Below are 18,405 nucleotides of genomic sequence, written 5' to 3' on the forward strand. Positions count from 1 at the left end.
TTAATTTACTTTAGTCGGACATACTGAAGTTGCAAACTTTCCGATAACTCTTGTGCTTGGGCAACTGCCTTTTATTGTGTAACATGCCTACAAAGTTCGCCACCAGCGAGTGCCTTGCTGTTCACAACCCCCTACGGTGATCACCGCACCTATAATCGGTGTATTTAGCACAACTGACTGTTTGTCCGCGGCACTCAGCGCTCGCTCTAATGGCTCGTACCAAGTGTGAAATGCCAAGTCGAAGGTACCATTGTGAATGGGGATCATTACCTTTCCTTGTAAATCAATGTGCGCCTGCACTGATTGCTCTGGAGTCATATGTACATCGGCCCAATCTTTATCATAAGCACCGGTTTCTATGAGGGTATAATCAAACGGCCCATATTTATCACCGATGGTTTTAAACCCTGAAAAATATCCAGAATCTCCGCTAAAATAGAGGCTTTCATCGTTCGTTTTAATCACCCACGAGCCCCATAGCGTGGTATTGGCATCGCTTAGGCCGCGTCCTGAAAAATGCTGCGTTGGCGTGAATGCCACTAACGCATCTTCAGTCTTTAGCTCTTGCCACCAGTCAAACGACGTAATTTTTTGCTTATCAATACCCCATGCAGCTAAGTCACCTTCTACCCCTAACGGTACCAAAAACTGAGCGGTTTTATGTGCCAGCGCGCGAACCGCCGCCTTATCTAAGTGATCATAATGATTATGCGAAATAATAACCTTATCTATACTCGGTAATGCGTCTATGGATATCGGCGCTGGTTGAAAGCGCTTTGGCCCCAAAAAACTAAAAGGTGACGCTCGCTCTGAAAATACCGGATCTAATAACCAGTATTCACCTTTCACCTTCAGTAAAATCGAAGAATGACCAAGTTTGATAATATGTACTTTATCGTTACTGAGCGCTGCCAACGAATCCGCTGTAATCGTTGCCATAGGGAGGCGACTTGTCGGTTCAGTATCGACTCTATTTTCAGTGATATAGCGCTTTACGATCCCGAGGGTTTTACCGATTGATTGTGGTTCAATGGCCACTAAATTATTAAACCGTTTACCATCGTACTGAGACGATGCGCGCGCGACTTCAACATTCGCGACCAAATTACTATTCACACTATACCCTCCTATCACGGCACATATTATTATGCTCAGTCCAATCCACAACACTCTCATATCACCACACCAAAAGTAAACTATACTGTGTAGTTTTTCACTAAAGTAAATAAAAGTAAACTAATTAGTGCACTTTTTTAGTGGCTTGATAAAATATCTGACAATAGAGTTAAGGTAAGTAACCTCAACTCTGGATAAGCGAATTTGCCCAATAAAGCTATTTTTCTCACTCTCGGCGTTGCTTTCATTTGTAATAGCCCGCTATTAATGCATAAAAGCGCCTTGATATTGAACAAAATATCATCATTGGATTGTACGTAAGTTTGTTTACAAAACATCTTCTATTCCAAAACCCTTATCCAAACCTGAGGTTAAGTACATGAAACTATCAGACAAAAAACGATTACAAATATTAGATGCGGCACAAGATTTATTTTATCAATACGGACTAGACCAAACCAGTATGGATACGGTGTCGAGTCATGCTGGGGTATCTAAGCGCACCGTCTATAATCATTTTGCCTCAAAAGAGGTACTGTTTCATGCGATTTTAGACCGCATGCTCGAAAAGGTCGCCAATGTCAGTGCCATAGAATTTGACAGTGCTCGTCCGATACAAGCCCAATTAACCGACATTGCCACGCAAGAAGTGGCCTTACTTACTTCAAGCGAATTTTTAAAAATCGGTAAAATTGCCTTTATGCAAATGCTGCAACAGCCTGAACTGGCCAAATCACTCTCAGCTAATTCTATCGGCTGCATGACATATTTTAGTGAGTTTTTAATGCAAGCCTCTGCCGCTGGAGCACTCAAAATCACAGATGCTGACTACGCAGCAAAGCAGTTTGTGTATCAATTAAAGTCATTCACTTTTTATCCACTACTTTATGGCTTTGAAGCGGTCAGTGACATAGCAATGAACCGAGCAATTGAAGAAACGGTGATTATGTTCGTAGCACGGTATAAGCCTTAAAAATAACAAGTAAGCGCTAGCTTTAGCCTCTAACAACTTGCTTTTTAATGAGTTCAATTAACCATTAATAACGTAATATAGTAAAATAATAAGCTAGGCTCGATTTTATTTTTTGACAATAGTGTCAAAAAAGGCATTGATTGGCCTGCCAGCAAAGTCAGTGGCAAGCCAAAATAAAAGCGTAATTCAGACCTCGGCTTTAAGCCTGAATTACTACTCAACATTAAATTAAAGTGTATAGCGTCGTTGCATACCAACGAGCAACAATCCAACTAAATAAAACCAGCTTACCGTGCCGCCGCTACTGTCATTACTGCTACCCGTCGCATCCGTTGAAACTGGCTGAGTGGAAATAGTCACATTGACTTTTTTACTTGCCGTCACCCCTACTGCATCAGATACCATCACAACAAAGCTATCTGTACCTGCGGTGCTGGTGTTAGGAGCATATGTTACAACACCTTGGCTATCAACATCAGCACTACCTAGCGTAGCTTGATCGGTAATTTCAAAGGTTAACTTATCACCATCGACATCTGTCACATCAAGTGCAACACGCTTAGTTTGGCCTAATCCAACTAACAGAGTGACAGGTTGGTCATTAAATAAAGGTGCATCATTGATGGGCTTTATATTGATTGTTAAGTTAAATTCACTCGCGCCACCGTGAGCATCCGTTACCAATAGCTTTGCGGTATCGGTACCATTGGCGTTACCTGCTCCTATATAACTTAGCGTAGTATTGTCTTGAATTGTAACAGTACCCTTTGTTGGCTCATCAAGAATACTAAACGTGACACTATCGTTTTCATTATCTGATGGCGAAAGGGCAGTCATCGTTTGACCATCTTCATCTAAATTCAGCGTCAAATCACCTTGCTTTGGCGCGAAGTTTATTTGAGAGCGTTGTAAACGCCCTGCGCTATTTATAGTTACAGTAAACAAATCATTCTCAAAACCGGCGCCAATACCATTGGTACTGATATCAAAATTCTCATCAACCAGCGCTGGCTTTTCAGGTACCGAAATATCGAGTAAAGCCCCTTGAGAGCCGATTGCTATCAAGTAATTGCCATCAATGTGTAATGTGGCAGCATCTGAACTGCGACCCACTTCAACACTTGGTAATTCCACGGGCTCAGCCGGGTTACTTATGTTATAAGGCGTGATTGCAAACCGCCCATTCTCAAGAGCTACTGGAATATAAAGATAATTATCTTTAACAGCAACATTGCCATATATTTTACCTCTGGGCGCAATGCGGGTGAGCTCAGTTACGTTTGATAAATCAGACGTATCATACACAATCACCTCTCTAGGCAATCCCATAGATATAAATAACAAGTGCTCATACGCGACCATTTCCTGAGTGTAAAAAACGCTTATTAACTCTGTTTCTATGGTCGACATTATATTTTTTGACTCATCAATAAAGCTAACCAGACCGAATACAGTAACTGCATAGCCATTTTTAAGTTTGATAATCTGGCCATCGCCATCGCTGCCACCGGTGCCCTGATCACCCATGCTGCCATGACGTGTGCCGACGTTGATATTGTTTTTTAAATTTTCAACCAAGTGAGACTCTAAGTGAGCACTATTATTAATAACAATTTCATCCCCCTCCCATACAACGCCTTGTAGGCTATACCCACCATGGTACGTTGCATTAAGCGACGCAGGGTCGGTATCGCCCATGCCCCAAAAATACAAATTACTATTAAAGGCGGCTACCGCAAGCTCATTGCCCTGCATAGCAATGTCCTCAATAACACCCGATTGAGAGAAACTGTGTAAATTGGTTAGCGTTGTGTTATCTTCAATTTTTAAAGAAGAAATGCCTTCCAAGCCCTGTGTAATAAATAATGTATCATCAACAATGAGCATATCACGGTTGAATCCAGAATCTAATACTCTTGATGTGAACCTATGCGAAATCGTTTTGTCACGACCTATTTGAAAAGCATCCATTTCTCCAAAAGTGTCTAAACCAAAAATTAAGTTACCTTTTACTTCAAGGGCGCTGTACCAAGAGTTACTTTCATGTTCAAAGATAACTTGTAACGCATCGCCTTTTAGTTGTGCTACCTGAAAACCCCAATTTTCATATGATAATAACCACAAATCTCCAGACATTTTAGAAAGGTGATACGTCGACTTTGCATTTTTAAGTGTCAGCTCGACGGCCGCTTGCGGTGAGCCATCATCTGCCAACGGCAGCTTATATAGCCCTGCAGGTGTGCCATATTGATTACTTGTAAGGTATAAGGCGTGATTGTCGTAAGAGACGCTATAAGAGTCATATGGTTTATTGGGTCTAATACCAAAATTGACTACGCTGTTGTGTTTTATTGCGCCATTATCTTCAATATTAAAGTGGACTACTGACAATCCATCTCTCGGGTTCTCCGGCTCCACTGAAGCCCACTTACTACTCACAACATACAAATTACCTTGGTTACCGGAAACAAGCTGAGCCTTTCTATTAGCACCATGAACTCTTAACTCATTAACAATGGTCAGCTTTTCATTCGTCAATGATGCAGAGACGAGATGAATACCAAAGTTATTTACAGCAAGTATCATCCAATATCCATTAACATAACTTAAGTCGAGAATACTCCAATAGAGAGAGTTATCTCTTAGGCTGCTAATTAATGGCGTTTGGCTAATAAGGTCAAACCCTTTGTCGCTATACCGCAACACATCAATATTGCCACTTGTATCGTCGCTTCTTGCGTCTGTAAGCCCAGATACGAGCAACACACCATCGTGGTAAGCCATTTTATGGTAAGGATCTGAACCAAAAGCCTCTTTTAGTATTAATGAAGCCGCTTTTTCTTGTGCATTGCCCGCAAACGCGATTAAAAATAGTGAGGTTATTAAGAACGTATTTCTCATTATTAAAGAAATACTTTTGTATATACTCATGAGTTTTCCATGTGTTTATCATCATTGCATCCAATCAGGTATTTCCTAAACTACAACTCAGTAAAGTCTGTAGTCTGTTAGTCATGTATGTTACCTGAGGTAAGAGCGCGAAATTATAATCAACTGCTAACTTTGTTTCAATAAACTCAACAAAAATTCAAAGCGCGCTCTGATCTCAGATAATAAATACCGCACACCTAACCCGCCCAAAAAAGCAACCAGTCGCTAAAATAATGCGCTCCTTTTATCAAATAAAAAGTATCAAGTGACCGATTCAATTACACTTAAACGACTCGTAGCTCACACAAAACCCACATTATATTGCAGCCCGTTTGTAACTCTCACTTTAAAGCCATATGGATATGTAAAATAACTGTAAAATCACTTCAATCTGGACTATCCCAGATTGTCATATTTATTTATAAACGTGGTTATGCTCTTTTAATAACCAAGTTAATATTATGAACAGAGGGTCACTGAGGTCGTCTTGGACTTTACAATCAAATAAAGCGTTAGTGCCTGAAACCACCAGTTACGCAGTCATACATTTAACGGGGACTCGTCATGGCGGAACAGACAATGATAGCTATTTCGATGAAGTATTTTTAGACATTAAAGTGGCCAGTAGCTGTGAGTAACTTAGCCAGTTAAGCGTATCTTAATCAGTAACGCATAAGAAGTAAGCGCTTATAAATATTGAAACAATGAGCACATGCTATCAGTGATAACTATACTACGTGCTCATGTTATTTTATATCTAGCGCGTTTTATTTCTAGAATGCTCTATATTTATGTATTCAAATTTAAAGTCTTAGGCGTTTATTATCAGCGCCTATAAAAACAAAACTATCAACTTGGTTAATGCGCCTTATCTCTCACTATCGTTAATTTGTTCTGAAAGTTAACCCAACGCCATAACACTATCCAGCCTGCTACCACATAGCATTCTTTTACATTAAATAAGCTAAGCGGCCACTGTTTTCAAGACCAAAATACAGTCCTGCACCGCCTCCTATAGCCCCAAAAATAAGGCCTAATAACCCTCCAATATACTGCACTCTTTGCTGGATTTTAGTGGCACCCGCACACAGCTTGTGGGTAATCTTGTTAAGATGCAGTGTGCTCCAAACTAGCCAACCCACGATGACCATAAAACCCAAGACAGGAATTAGCCAACCTTGTGTCAGCCCGTAACCTAGGCTCATGACGCCAGCCCCGATACCAACCGCTATAAAATTATGATTTCTTATTTGTGTTACTACTTGCCTATCGCGTTCATTATCTAACTTATTTGAAATTAAGCGGCTACTCCACCAGATAGCAAACATAGCCATAACCCCGCCAATACCAGCCCCACCTAACATCATGAACAACTTACTGTACCAAGGTGTTGGCGCAGCAACTGCACCAATCGACGCGGCAACTGGGGTTGATGATATGCTTATAGTGACAAGACTCGCCAGCTCTATTGGCGCATTAGCGAGAATAACACGGCCATAGTCATTTAATATTTGTGACTTAATTTTTTCTCGGACTCTCTGTAAGCGCTTTCTAACTGTGGCTGGTGCTAGGTCGAGTAAATGTGCTACAGCTTCACAACTTTGTTCTTCTCTATAGTACAGTAGCGTGATCTCTCGAGACTCGTCTGGGAGTTGCTCAATCAAATGTGCGATGAGTTGGCTTTGTTCAGCCTGTTGCAGCGTAGTTTCTAAATCACTGCCTTCGCAAGCTAACTTTGCCAGCAACCTTTCGGCAGACTCTGTATCTATATCAGCGTTTACAGTATTACGACGCAAACTATTCATTGCCGTATAACGGGTGATTTGTCGCACCCAAGGTAAAAAGCTGCTCGCTTCCTTAAGTTGCTTTATATCCGTCCATACTTTTATATATACCTTTTGGACTATATCTTTAGCGGCATCAATATCGCGGACAACTCCTAAGGCAATACACTCGACGACATTGCTTGAATGCTTTACTAAAGATGTAAAAGCATCCACATTGCCCGTTTGTGCCAGTCGTACTTGGGTTTTCAATTCAGTTTCAGTGAGCGTGCTAGTCATGTTTTTCTCTCATTAAATTAAGCGTACTTATAAGACACAACCCAAGCACGCAGTGTGACTATTAAACACTTATTGTTGTTAATTTATATTTTATGGAAGTAGAGATTGCAATGCTAAACACTTCATTAAACCCTAACCAACTCTAGCACCAGCTAGGGTTTATACACTTCAAAGCCTACGGCTAATTACCGTCTTGACCTGCCCATGACCAGGATGGATATAAAGTACCATTAACGATGGCATTATTTCCAAGCAAAATAGACTGTGGTTTATCGACGCTAACCCAGTTGCTGGCTGAGGAATGCTCTAGTTCAAACACCACATTACCATATAAAGAATATGGCCCCGAAATAGATGAATTACGATAGGCAGCAAACAGCGTTTGCCCTCCCATCTGCAATTGGGCAACAGAGCTTTCACGGTTAACCTCTGCCGAAGCTTTGCTCCATACCATTAGAGACTCTATATGGGTTTTATTATCTCCCAGAAAGTAAGTATTACCTGAAACCTGAACAGACTCGAATTGATTTTGGGATACAGAACGCGCTACCGAGGTATCAAGTACATTGAGAAAATGGCCGTTATTCTCACTATCAAATTGCATTACTGAGCTGCCTGAAACTTCAAAACCTGCACCTGTACTATTACTAACATACGTCGTACTGTTATCTGTAACTACAAAAGGGTAAGTCACTTTTTCAGCCGTTGGTTTTACACTACCACTGATATTATTCAGAGTGACTACACTGTTTTTTGTTACCGTTACCGCACGTGGAATATCGTTCATCTTAATAGCAATATTAGTCAGCGCGACCGTACTATTTGATATTTTTACAACTTCCGTGGTGCTTAATTCAGAACTGATATGACTTGGATTTAATGTAATAGACCCACTGTATGGCGCATCATTACTCACTTCGATATCTCGTTTATCAATGATAATAGGCCCATAGCACTCACCCGCTATAGCAAACTGACTGCGCTGTACAGACCAACGACTATTATAGATTGCCTTTTGTAATGCTTGAGGATCGTCGTGACAATTTACACTTAAAGCCCATGATGGTGCTGGCAGTAAAGTATTCAAAGCGGTTTTTTCGTCAAGTAATTCAGACATTGCTAATGTGTGACCAGTATGAAAAAACGCAATCAAAGTGCATACTGGCACCAGTTTGTGTAATTGATGTTTCATTAAATTATCCTTATTAGTTTTACATGTTGTATAAGCTATTATTTAATTCCGTTAGTAAACACACCCACACTATAAATATGTATAATGTTTTTACTAAACAAAAAAATTAATACACCAGCGAAAAAACTGCAATCGCTTGGTTAAAAAACAAACATGAAAAAACATCAAGTTTAATGAATGAAAAACTCCTCAACATCTTCTTTTATATCTGTGTACTCATCATCGCTCAGCTCAAGCGCTATCATCACATTGTCTCTAAATGCATGCCAATCCGCACAAGAACGGAAATGTTTGGCTTCAAATGCTAAATTTTCAGCCAACTTCAATGCTGCAAACGTCGCCTTGGTCACAGGGTCTAAGGTTCCATTTAAATATTCAGGATCATGATGGCGTAAAATCATCTGGCAAATAGGTTTGGGTAAATGCCAAGAAGTTGCTAAAAAATACCCCACAATAGTATGGTTAGCTGGATAAGCTTGTTCTTCATACATAACTAAGGTTTTTTCTGGCCGTTGTGTAGCTGTCGTTAAAAGCTCAGCATAATCGTCATACTTCATGGCCATAGCAGGGATACCGGCATCATGAAAGAGCCCAACTAATTGCAAATTTTCAACCGGAATTGTCGGCTTCACTTGCCTGCCAATCAACATCGCTATTTGCGAAATATCAGATGCATTGTCCCAAAAACGCTCTAATGAAATACTACAGTCATTCTGACTAAAAGCACTTTTCAGCAAGTGCCCAGTAACAAGTTGTGTTATGCAGTTAACCCCTAAAAACATCACGGCTTGTTTAATGTCTGTCACAGTACGTGACATACCATAAGCAGGGGAGTTAATGACTTTAAGCACCGCAGCCGATGTCGCCACATCTTCTAAAATCACCTTTGCTATAGCACCTAGTTCTGGCTCTTCCTGATTCAACTCTACTTGTAGCTTTTGTAATATCTCAGGTTTGGCCGGGAGACTAAACCCTGAGCGTAGATCACTCAATACTTTATCGTCAATATCAATCATAATGCCTAACTACGAGAGAGAAATATTTATTGAGTGTAGTCGAACAATACTAGACTGTCTCGGCGAATACTCGTTAAAATAACGTGCAATCTCCCATGGAAATTGCCACTTTTTGTTGCACATAGTTTCTCTTTAACAACAACTTATCAAGTTCGATAAAAGTATTCAGCGTATTCTTCAATGCTTGTTTATTTACCAGCCAATGAGGTAGTACGCCATTAGGCTGTGCAAATACACGATATTCAATATATAAATCATCTTCTCGCTGATGCAGTTGCCATATGCCGGTGACTGGGGTGATCCGTATAGCTTTACTTGGTACGTTAATATCTTCAGTATCTTTAATCTTCAACTGATAATGTGTTGGAGATAGTTGAGCAAAACATGAATGTGTGAGCATATCTCTGTCAGATACAGGCCATGGCGCACTAAAATAGGTATAGACAATACGCTCAAAGCTTGACGGACTCGCGAGTACAGATACTTGTGTACTACCACTCAACCATTGTGTAGCATTTTTTGTATCATGAAGTAGGTTAATTAAGTTTTTTACGGTGCTATTTCGGTGGGTAGAACTGACTTTAATTGAGACTAAACCTTCCTTATTTGACTTATAGCTAATACTTAAACGATCTTGACTGTACCAAAGGTGCCATGCTGGTTCGCTATGTGCCTGAGGGACCACGCTTATTACCAGTAGTCCCCCAATAATTGATTTCATAACCATCAGCGCCAATAAGGTAGCCCATTCATAGATGCATCCCGACTCTGTTCCATGGCACTCACTAAGAAGTCTGCTTTTTTCTCTAACCATGATTGAATATCTTGCAAACTATCACTGTCTTGCCCTTGGCAAAGTTGCATTAAATATGACAAAGTATCGAGTTCATAAATACCATAAACAATGTCAATCCATGGCATCCGAAATTCTTGGCGCTCTTCTTTGTCGTATAACTGACCTAAACAATTACCACTCAGTAAGGTATTTTCAAGCTGATGACGCAGTCGTAAATAATCGGTCTTAGTCAAAGCTTTATTCTCTGGAAGCTGCGCTTTTAAATTTTGCCAATCCGAGTCAAAGAAACCTCTAGCAACATCACACACAGGTTGCTCTGCAGCATTCAATGCTTTTTGATCCCAGTGCTGACGCCACTCTTTATCAACTAACCATCGGGTAAGCGTCAATATTAAGCGGTTATAACGAGGACAATGAAATAAATCTTCAATGTCTGTTGCCGTCGGTTGCACATCTTTTAAGTCATCAATCACTTGTGCAAGCTCTGGTGCACTGTTTATTTTCTTGTAATAGGCATGACGCTTTGAGGTATATGTTTTTAAATAAATAGCATTTTCAACCCATACCATTTCATCTAATAGCCACTTAAATTCACTACGTAAATGCTCAGTCGTGGTTTTGTCCACAATATCAGCAAACAAACGAAATGTATGGCGTATAAGCGTTATACCGTCGATAACCCGCTTCAGTGTTTTCAAGCTTGGCTTGTCGAAATAGCATTGTTCATGCTTTTGCACAAACTGAATACCATAGTTAACTGCCGCAACTAATGCTTGCTCTTGCGTCGCACCTGGTTGCAGTGGCACAAAGCCTATAAACTTATTAGGCTTTAAAGGCGTACTATCCGCCAAACGATAACCACGCGCAGCTTTGGAATATAAACCCAAACGCAACCCAGACATATTGATTAAGTGATCAGCTAAAAGAAACAAGTCATCTCTTGTGCCTTCAACTAATTCGATCTCAAGCTCGGATATTGGCTCTACTTTACCTTGAGCAACCACTTCCCCCTTGTCTAATACCACTTCAATTTTACTGCCTTGTTCAGTTTCAATTAACCAAGTGCGGCGAATAAAATTCGTACTGAAGATCGGGAATAGATTTTCATTTATGCTACTAACTTGCATAGCGTGTGGCCATATTTCTGGCGCAAACGCCATTAAATCAGGTTTTACTGATTGAATAGGAAGATTGTATTCTGGTCGTTGATGCAAACCACCAACTACCTCACCTGCCAGTTTTATGGTTTGTTCACAGTCATTGTCACAGCAGCGCGTTCTAAGTCCAATATCAAGCGCACGTAACTCTCTATTTGGGGTGTCGTAATATGCGTTTTTTAAATTCCGAGCAGGCTGATTAATGACTGTTTTTGCAAATTGAGTGATGAGTCCTGGAATAAGAGGAACTTCATTGTCTGAAAGTAAAAACTTTAGTTCTATTTCAGTGTCCATTATGGCAAGTTGTTACCTATCTAATTATCGAACGCCCAAAATATACAAAGCACTTGCAGTTTGCAATCTTTTTGCCGTATGTTCGAGGAAGTTTTCGCTATCTCTTGCTATTGCTCAACGAAATCCATACTATTTGAAAAAATTATTAAAACTTGGGTCGAGGGATGTTGAAACGAATTATATTACCCAGTGTATTTGCGCTCATGTCACACTTTTCAGCAGCACAAGACACTGAGCAATTACAGCTGGCTACAACCACAGTAAATACTGATGAACAGGCCTCTGATGATTCAGGGTTTATTGTAGATAACCTCTTCATATACGCGCATTCAGGTCCGGGGAAAAACTACCGCATTTTAGGATCAATTGATGCAGGGACACAGATCCGTATAATCGCACAACCGCAAAATGGTTATATTCAAATCATTGATGATAAAGCGCGCGAAGTCTGGGTAGAAGAAAAATTCATTTCTAAGCAAGCAGGGTTAAAACAACAACTTAATACAGCCAATGAAATGCTCGTTACCTTACAAAATGAACTGGACAATACTTTAGGTCAATTACCACAATTACAGCAAAGTAATGACGACCTGCAAAACGAAAATACCCTATTGCAAAATAGCATTGCTGATTTACAGTCACAATTGGCAACGCAACAACAAGAAAGCACACTGAAAAAGCAAGATGAACAACACAAACTCCTCGCCTATGGCGGTGGGATTGCATTTGCAGGGTTGTTCTTAGGCATTATATTAACGATCTTTTTATCTCGCCGTAAACGTTACGACGGTTGGGCTTAACTTAACAAATACGACAATAAAGGCTGAGACATTCAGCCTTTATTGTTTGGTATGACCTATCGTACTTTTGACGAAACACTTTTAATTTAGCGCTTGTTAATACGTCCGATTTATAAAACGGTTAGACCACTGTCGATTTTTATATGTTCAATTACCATATAAGTATGATTAGTGCTCACCCCTGGCGTTTCTACGATCTTACCCAGCACTTCTCGGTATTGCGCCATATCGGCAACCCGAATTTTAACCAAGTAATCAAAGCCACCAGCAACCATGTCGCAGCTCACGACTTGCGGTATTTTAACAATATGCTCCCTAAATACCGAGAATACCGCCTCAGTAGAACTTTTTAACGTTATTTCTACATGTGCGACCAATGCTTGGCCGAGCTTTGCAGAGTTCAAACGCGCGGAATACCCTTCTATGTACCCTTCAGATTCGAGCTTTTTCACTCTATCCAAACACGGGCTTGGACTGAGGTTAACCTCTTTTGCCAAGTTAACATTCGATATTCGACCATTTCTTTGCAATACATCTAATATTGCTAAATCAATACGGTCTAATACGCGAGTTCTAATTGGTGTTGTCATGCAGCATTTAATTCTGTTTCTGAGTTAATTCTCCCGTTAATTTACCGTATTTTGCCAAAATAAAACAGCATATACTGACTAATCTCAGATAGAATGCCTGAAAAATTTGATGCTAAACACAATGCGTACTATCTAAAATTCAAACACGCCAAAATAGTGTGGTCGTGTTTGCCCAGCGCAATGCATTAATTAACTATGTTGTAATTAATTAGGCGTTTTTCACGCCACGGTTTTGTCTGACCCAACTACCCCCTTGTCTGACTCAATACGTGTTAATTACTTGTGTTTTTGACTCCTTTCCTGAGGGTTCCTTATGCTTTACAACGGTGATTTAAATACTAACTGTCCTATCAGACAAAAAATCCGTGACTTCTATCGTATTGATGAAGAGCAAGTGATCGACCATATTTTGCCACTTGCTGAAGTAGGCGTTACGGCTCGAAGCCGTGCATGGGAACGCGCACGCCAAATCGTGGTAAATATTCGTAAAGACCAAGATGGTCAAAATGGCGTAGACGCATTATTAAATGAATTCTCACTGTCTTCAGAAGAAGGCGTAGTGTTAATGTGTTTGGCTGAAGCATTATTACGTGTACCAGACAAAGAAACTCAAGATAACCTGATTCGCGACAAATTAGCGAATGGTGACTGGAGCTCACATTTGGGGAGCAGCGACTCTTTATTCGTTAATGCATCAAGCTGGGGCTTACTCGTGACCGGTAAAATGGTTAACTACACTGACAAGAATAAAGATCAGCAGTTTGGTGTACTGAAAAAGACCATTGGCCGCTTAGGTGAGCCTGTGATCCGTAAGTCAGTCAACTATGCCATGAAAATCATGGGTAAGCAGTTCGTTATGGGTCAGAACATCGATGAAGCCATTGAACGTGCTGCTGAAAAAGAGCAAAAAGGCTATGTCTACTCTTACGATATGCTAGGTGAAGGTGCACGCACCATGGAAGATGCCGAGCGTTATTTTAATAGCTATATGAATGCCATCCATTCTATTGGTAAAGCAGCGAATGGCCGAGGCCCAATAAAAAGCCCAGGTATCTCTGTTAAGTTGTCGGCCATTCACCCTCGCTATGAATTTAGTCACCGTGAACGCGTCCTAACTGAAATTGTACCTAAACTTAAAGAGCTTGCACTCGCCGCTAAAAAATACGACATTGGTTTTACCGTAGATGCGGAAGAAGCAGACCGTTTAGATATCTCACTGGATGTCATTGAAGCCGTTTTCTCTGATGATGAGCTAGGCGATTGGCAAGGATTTGGTCTAGCAGTACAAGCCTACCAGAAACGCGCTATCTTCGTCGTTGAGTGGCTGACTGATTTAGCCCGCCGTGTTGGTCGTAAATTAATGGTGCGTTTGGTAAAAGGTGCATACTGGGATACAGAAATTAAAACCACGCAACAAGATGGTTTAGATCACTTCCCTGTATTTACACGTAAAGCAACAACTGACGTATCATACAAAGCCTGTGCAATTAAATTACTTGAAGCACGAGATGCGTTATTCCCTCAGTTCGCAACACATAACGCCTATACTGCAGCAACTATTCTTGAAGTGGCAAAAGGCAATAACAAAGGGTTTGAGTTCCAACGTTTACACGGTATGGGCGAATCTTTATTCGATCAAATAGTAGAACAAGACAAGGTACAGTGCCGAGTGTATGCGCCGGTAGGCCAACATGAAGACCTGCTTGCCTACTTAGTTCGCCGTTTACTTGAAAACGGCGCTAATTCGTCGTTTGTAAATGCGATTGTTGACGTGACTAAGCCTGTTGAGTCGCTTCTTCCTGATCCAGTTGAAACGCTACAAGGCTTGCGTAATAAATTTAATACGCAAATTAAACTGCCAATTGAACTTTATGGCAATGAGCGCGATAACTCTAAAGGCATGGATTTAACAGACATCAATGTTATTTCGCCATTAAAAGATAACCTAGACAAGTGGTTTGAAGATAACCGTATCACTGAAGCGGATGTTAAAGAGGGTTTTCTAGCAGTACGCAACCCGGCAAATCACACTGAAGTGGTTGGTCAAGTGCCGCTGCACCAGAGTAATGAAATGCATACGATGCTGGCTAACGCTGATACAGCATTCGCAAATTGGTCTGAAACGCCGGTGTCTGAGCGTGCAGAGCTATTACGCCGCATCGCCGACATACTTGAACGTCATCATGATGAGCTTGTGGCAATTTGTATTAAAGAAGCCGGTAAAATTACCCAAGACAGCATTGATGAAGTACGTGAAGCCGTTGACTTCTGTCGTTATTATGCCGCACGTGCTGAAGAGTTATCTGAAGATGAGCGTTTTGAAGCTCGTGGTGTTATTTTATGTATTAGCCCATGGAACTTCCCTCTAGCGATATTCCTAGGTCAAGTTGCCGCTGCTATCGTAACGGGTAATACGGTCATAGCAAAACCTGCTGAACAAACCAGTATGATAGCACTACGTTGTATTGAGCTAATGCAAATTGTCGGGTTACCTGAACATGTTGTACAAGCGGTTATCGCACGCGGTAGTGACGTAGGTAAGCACATAGTCCCTGATGAGCGTATCCAAGCTGTAATGTTCACCGGCTCTACAGAAACGGGTACATTGATTTCACAAATCCTAGCTGAACGAAATGACATTCAAGTACCATTGATCGCCGAAACAGGTGGCCAAAACTGTATGATCGTTGATTCTACGGCTTTGCCTGAGCAAGTGGTTGATGATGTTATTTCATCTGGTTTCCAAAGTGCCGGTCAACGTTGTTCAGCATTGCGCGTTCTATTCTTACAAGACGATGTGGCTGACGGCATTATTAAAATGCTCAAAGGTGCACTACAAGAACTGCATATAGGCGACCCAGCTCAGCTTGATACGGATGTTGGCCCAGTTATTGATGAAAAAGCGCTCAATACGCTTACTGCACATGTTGAGTATTTAAAAGCCAATGGTAAGCTGTTGTTTGAATCACCTATTCCTGATAATTCAGAAAATGGTGCATTCTTCTTCGCCCCTCGTTTGTATGAAATTGCAGACCTATCGGTATTAAAACGTGAAGTATTTGGTCCTGTCGTGCATGTTATTCGTTATAAAGCCCATGAACTAGATAATGTTATCGATCAAATCAATAACACCGGTTACGGCTTAACAATGGGGGTGCATTCACGTATTGAAGAGCGCTGTCACTACCTTGCTAAGATGTCTAGAGCCGGTAACGTTTATGTAAACCGTAATATGATTGGTGCAATTGTCGGTGTACAACCTTTTGGTGGACGCGGCTTATCGGGTACTGGCCCTAAAGCGGGTGGACCAAACTACTTATACCGTTTGGTAAAAGAAAAAGCCTCTCCGGAAAACGTACAAATGACTAACTTAACCGCTGATGAGTTAGAAACGCATAACTTCCCGGGCGCAACAGAGCAAGTTGACCGCTTAATGCGTAATTCAATGCGTGATGAAAAAATCTGGCGTGCAACTCCGTTAAACGACCGGGTTTCTGCTGTTCGCCAATTACTGGCTAAGATTGCAACCGTTGAGATCATTGACGACTTAGCCGACGATTTAGCTAAAACACTCGCAGATGCACGTAACCAGCTAAACCGTTTAGAGAAACGTATGCGCAGTCATACAACATTGCCAGGTCCGACAGGTGAATCAAATACCTTGCACCTAGAAGCGCGAGGTTGTGTGGTGTGTTATGCAGATAAGAGCACCTCATTTAACTTTTGGGCTATTTCAATCATTACGGCGCTTGCAGCAGGTAACACCGTGATCACCGTAGCATCAGAGCTGTTTTATGAAGAAGCTCAAGCGTTTAGAGATAAGTTCATTTCTACTGGCATTGCAGAAGGTGTGTTCCAAGTTGCTAAACCAAACCAGCTACACGCAGTACTCACCCATCCGCATTTAGCAGGTGCGGTTGTTGCAGCACGTTCATCACGTTTAGGTTACTTCAGTCAGCAATTAGCTGCTCGTAGCGGTGCAATTTTGCCAGTTATCAGTGCAGAATACTATGACACGCTGATCAGCCGTCTCGTTACTGAAAAAACCATCAGTATTGATACAACGGCATCAGGTGGTAATACCTCACTGATGACCCTAGTTGAAGACGACGAATAAACCGTTAAAAACATCACGGACATAAGCTACTTTTAGCTTATGTCCGCTTCCTATTCAATACCCTATCGTTATCCATTAATAAAAAGCCACCCTTTATCACTACCTTTTTTGCCGTTCTTTGCTAGGCTTATAAGTCTTATTCCTGTATTTAGGGCTCAAGATGAAAATAATAAATATCAAGGACTTGAACCCAGGTATGTTTGTGGTTGGGGTAATAAAGCAAACTGGGCATATTAAAATTAAAAACCAAGGGTGGGTAAAGACACAAAAAAGCATCGACAATTTAAAGTCTACCGGCGTGCTTGAAGTAGAAATAGACCCCACTAAAACTTTGCATGAGGAAGCTGACATTGTTGCCCCGCCTGAAGTTGCTCCCGAGGTCGTTGAAGAAACAATTAATCCATGGCACAAATCGACCAGTATTGATTCTGAATTAACCCAAGCAGCCAAGTTATACGATGAAGCCAAAGATTTACAACAAAAAGCCTTTAAAGATCTCCAATCAGGCAGCCCTATTGATATTTCAGCTTTTAAAGAGACCGCGCATGGGTTTATTGATTCGGTGTTTCGCAATCAAGATGCACTCGCCTGCATTGCCCGCATCAGAGAAAAAGATACCTACCTGTTGGAACACTCTATTAATGTATCTATTTTGATCAGTATCTTCGCTAAGCACATGGGCTTTGAGCGATCAATCATAGAACAAATGGCCACTGGCGCACTACTACACGATATTGGTAAAGTCCACATTCCAGACTCCATTTTACAAAAACCAGCCCAATTGAGTATCGACGAATTTGAAGTCATGAAGCAACACGCAAAGTATAGCTATGACATTGTCATGGATGCACAATTAGGTAAAATCGCGACTGAAATTGCAGGCTATCATCACGAGCGCCTAGATGGCTCAGGCTACCCATTTGGTTATGATGCCAAAGACCTGTCGCAATACGTTAGAATGGCGGCCATCGTTGATGTATATGACGCTTTGACTGCAGAAAGAATATACAAAGTGGGCATTACACCAGTCAAAGCATTCCGGCTGTTAAGAGAAGGCACACCACATCACTATGATACAGAACTGCTCAATGTATTTATCAATGCGATTGGCGTTTACCCCGTTGGCACACTTGTTAAGTTAACCAGTCAGCGCGTCGGAATTGTCAGTGGAAGTAATCCAGACACCCCACTGCAACCCATTGTAAAAGTATTCTACCACGCCAAACATATGCGCTACATCGAGGTAAAAGATGTTGATCTTGCTAATAAACGAGTCAACGATGATTTAGAGGCGGCAATTAAGCCGGAAGAATTTAGTTTAGACCTCTTAAAATTCTTCCGTCATTCAATGCTACCGTGA

13 protein-coding genes are annotated in these 18,405 nt (G+C 41.1%); 5 read left to right on the plus strand and 8 right to left on the minus strand.

What is annotated here, in order from left to right:
• Positions 1-87: 87 nt before the first annotated feature.
• On the minus strand, positions 88-1,176 hold the full coding sequence (locus tag PCIT_RS06800) for an MBL fold metallo-hydrolase (RefSeq protein WP_040697629.1): 1,089 nt from the start codon (positions 1,174-1,176) through the stop codon (positions 88-90).
• Positions 1,177-1,495: 319 nt separating this feature from the next.
• On the opposite strand from PCIT_RS06800, the gene PCIT_RS06805 reads away from it, so the two are divergent.
• Positions 1,496-2,089, plus strand: coding sequence for a TetR/AcrR family transcriptional regulator (locus PCIT_RS06805; protein WP_010363573.1), 594 nt, complete (start codon positions 1,496-1,498; stop codon positions 2,087-2,089).
• A gap of 228 nt (positions 2,090-2,317) precedes the next feature.
• On the opposite strand, the gene PCIT_RS06810 is transcribed toward PCIT_RS06805, so the two are convergent.
• On the minus strand, positions 2,318-5,020 hold the full coding sequence (locus PCIT_RS06810) for an Ig-like domain-containing protein (protein WP_010363572.1): 2,703 nt from the start codon (positions 5,018-5,020) through the stop codon (positions 2,318-2,320).
• Between the two features lie 461 nt (positions 5,021-5,481).
• On the opposite strand from PCIT_RS06810, the gene PCIT_RS06815 reads away from it, so the two are divergent.
• Positions 5,482-5,658 carry a hypothetical protein gene (locus PCIT_RS06815; protein WP_157592844.1) on the plus strand — a complete coding sequence of 59 codons (177 nt, stop codon included), beginning with the start codon at positions 5,482-5,484 and terminating at the stop codon, positions 5,656-5,658.
• Positions 5,659-5,970: 312 nt separating this feature from the next.
• Here PCIT_RS06815 and PCIT_RS06820 read toward each other — a convergent pair whose 3' ends face one another.
• From PCIT_RS06820 to PCIT_RS06840, 5 genes are all read right to left on the minus strand, one after another.
• Positions 5,971-7,083, minus strand: coding sequence for an RNA polymerase sigma factor (locus PCIT_RS06820; RefSeq protein WP_010363571.1), 1,113 nt, complete (start codon positions 7,081-7,083; stop codon positions 5,971-5,973).
• Positions 7,084-7,264: 181 nt separating this feature from the next.
• Positions 7,265-8,275: a hypothetical protein gene (locus PCIT_RS06825; protein ID WP_010363570.1), complete on the minus strand. Its 1,011-nt coding sequence runs from the start codon at positions 8,273-8,275 to the stop codon at positions 7,265-7,267.
• Between the two features lie 170 nt (positions 8,276-8,445).
• Positions 8,446-9,291, minus strand: coding sequence for an HDOD domain-containing protein (locus PCIT_RS06830; RefSeq protein WP_010363569.1), 846 nt, complete (start codon positions 9,289-9,291; stop codon positions 8,446-8,448).
• A 73-nt stretch (positions 9,292-9,364) separates the two neighbouring features.
• A complete protein-coding gene (locus PCIT_RS06835) occupies positions 9,365-10,012 on the minus strand; it encodes an SRPBCC family protein (protein WP_157592845.1) in 648 nt (215 codons plus the stop codon).
• Between the two features lie 5 nt (positions 10,013-10,017).
• The gene (locus PCIT_RS06840) at positions 10,018-11,538 is read right to left on the minus strand and encodes a CYTH and CHAD domain-containing protein (protein ID WP_010363567.1); all 1,521 of its coding nucleotides are present in this window, start codon (positions 11,536-11,538) and stop codon (positions 10,018-10,020) included.
• Positions 11,539-11,702: 164 nt separating this feature from the next.
• Here PCIT_RS06840 and PCIT_RS06845 point away from each other — a divergent pair, with 164 nt between their 5' ends.
• Positions 11,703-12,338 carry a TIGR04211 family SH3 domain-containing protein gene (locus PCIT_RS06845; protein WP_010363566.1) on the plus strand — a complete coding sequence of 212 codons (636 nt, stop codon included), beginning with the start codon at positions 11,703-11,705 and terminating at the stop codon, positions 12,336-12,338.
• Positions 12,339-12,448: 110 nt separating this feature from the next.
• On the opposite strand, the gene PCIT_RS06850 is transcribed toward PCIT_RS06845, so the two are convergent.
• On the minus strand, positions 12,449-12,928 hold the full coding sequence (locus PCIT_RS06850) for a winged helix-turn-helix transcriptional regulator (RefSeq protein WP_010363565.1): 480 nt from the start codon (positions 12,926-12,928) through the stop codon (positions 12,449-12,451).
• A 313-nt stretch (positions 12,929-13,241) separates the two neighbouring features.
• Between PCIT_RS06850 and putA the strand changes: the two genes are divergently transcribed.
• A complete protein-coding gene (gene putA / locus PCIT_RS06855; RefSeq protein WP_010363564.1) occupies positions 13,242-17,045 on the plus strand; it encodes a bifunctional proline dehydrogenase/L-glutamate gamma-semialdehyde dehydrogenase PutA in 3,804 nt (1,267 codons plus the stop codon).
• Positions 17,046-17,205: 160 nt separating this feature from the next.
• Positions 17,206-18,405 carry a cyclic di-GMP phosphodiesterase gene (locus PCIT_RS06860; protein WP_040697632.1) on the plus strand — a complete coding sequence of 400 codons (1,200 nt, stop codon included), beginning with the start codon at positions 17,206-17,208 and terminating at the stop codon, positions 18,403-18,405.

Source organism: Pseudoalteromonas citrea (assembly GCF_000238375.3).
GTDB lineage: Bacteria > Pseudomonadota > Gammaproteobacteria > Enterobacterales > Alteromonadaceae > Pseudoalteromonas > Pseudoalteromonas citrea.

What these genes read in the sequence shown, in the direction of transcription:
- PCIT_RS06815 (WP_157592844.1), top strand. Translation starts at nt 5,482, where the DNA reads ATGAACAGAGGGTCACTGAGGTCGTCTTGGACTTTACAATCAAATAAA.
- PCIT_RS06850 (WP_010363565.1), bottom strand. Translation starts at nt 12,928, where the DNA reads ATGACAACACCAATTAGAACTCGCGTATTAGACCGTATTGATTTAGCA.
- PCIT_RS06810 (WP_010363572.1), bottom strand. Translation starts at nt 5,020, where the DNA reads ATGAGTATATACAAAAGTATTTCTTTAATAATGAGAAATACGTTCTTA.
- PCIT_RS06820 (WP_010363571.1), bottom strand. Translation starts at nt 7,083, where the DNA reads ATGACTAGCACGCTCACTGAAACTGAATTGAAAACCCAAGTACGACTG.
- PCIT_RS06830 (WP_010363569.1), bottom strand. Translation starts at nt 9,291, where the DNA reads ATGATTGATATTGACGATAAAGTATTGAGTGATCTACGCTCAGGGTTT.
- PCIT_RS06845 (WP_010363566.1), top strand. Translation starts at nt 11,703, where the DNA reads ATGTTGAAACGAATTATATTACCCAGTGTATTTGCGCTCATGTCACAC.
- PCIT_RS06805 (WP_010363573.1), top strand. Translation starts at nt 1,496, where the DNA reads ATGAAACTATCAGACAAAAAACGATTACAAATATTAGATGCGGCACAA.
- putA (WP_010363564.1), top strand. Translation starts at nt 13,242, where the DNA reads ATGCTTTACAACGGTGATTTAAATACTAACTGTCCTATCAGACAAAAA.
- PCIT_RS06825 (WP_010363570.1), bottom strand. Translation starts at nt 8,275, where the DNA reads ATGAAACATCAATTACACAAACTGGTGCCAGTATGCACTTTGATTGCG.
- PCIT_RS06840 (WP_010363567.1), bottom strand. Translation starts at nt 11,538, where the DNA reads ATGGACACTGAAATAGAACTAAAGTTTTTACTTTCAGACAATGAAGTT.
- PCIT_RS06860 (WP_040697632.1), top strand. Translation starts at nt 17,206, where the DNA reads ATGAAAATAATAAATATCAAGGACTTGAACCCAGGTATGTTTGTGGTT.
- PCIT_RS06800 (WP_040697629.1), bottom strand. Translation starts at nt 1,176, where the DNA reads ATGAGAGTGTTGTGGATTGGACTGAGCATAATAATATGTGCCGTGATA.
- PCIT_RS06835 (WP_157592845.1), bottom strand. Translation starts at nt 10,012, where the DNA reads ATGAAATCAATTATTGGGGGACTACTGGTAATAAGCGTGGTCCCTCAG.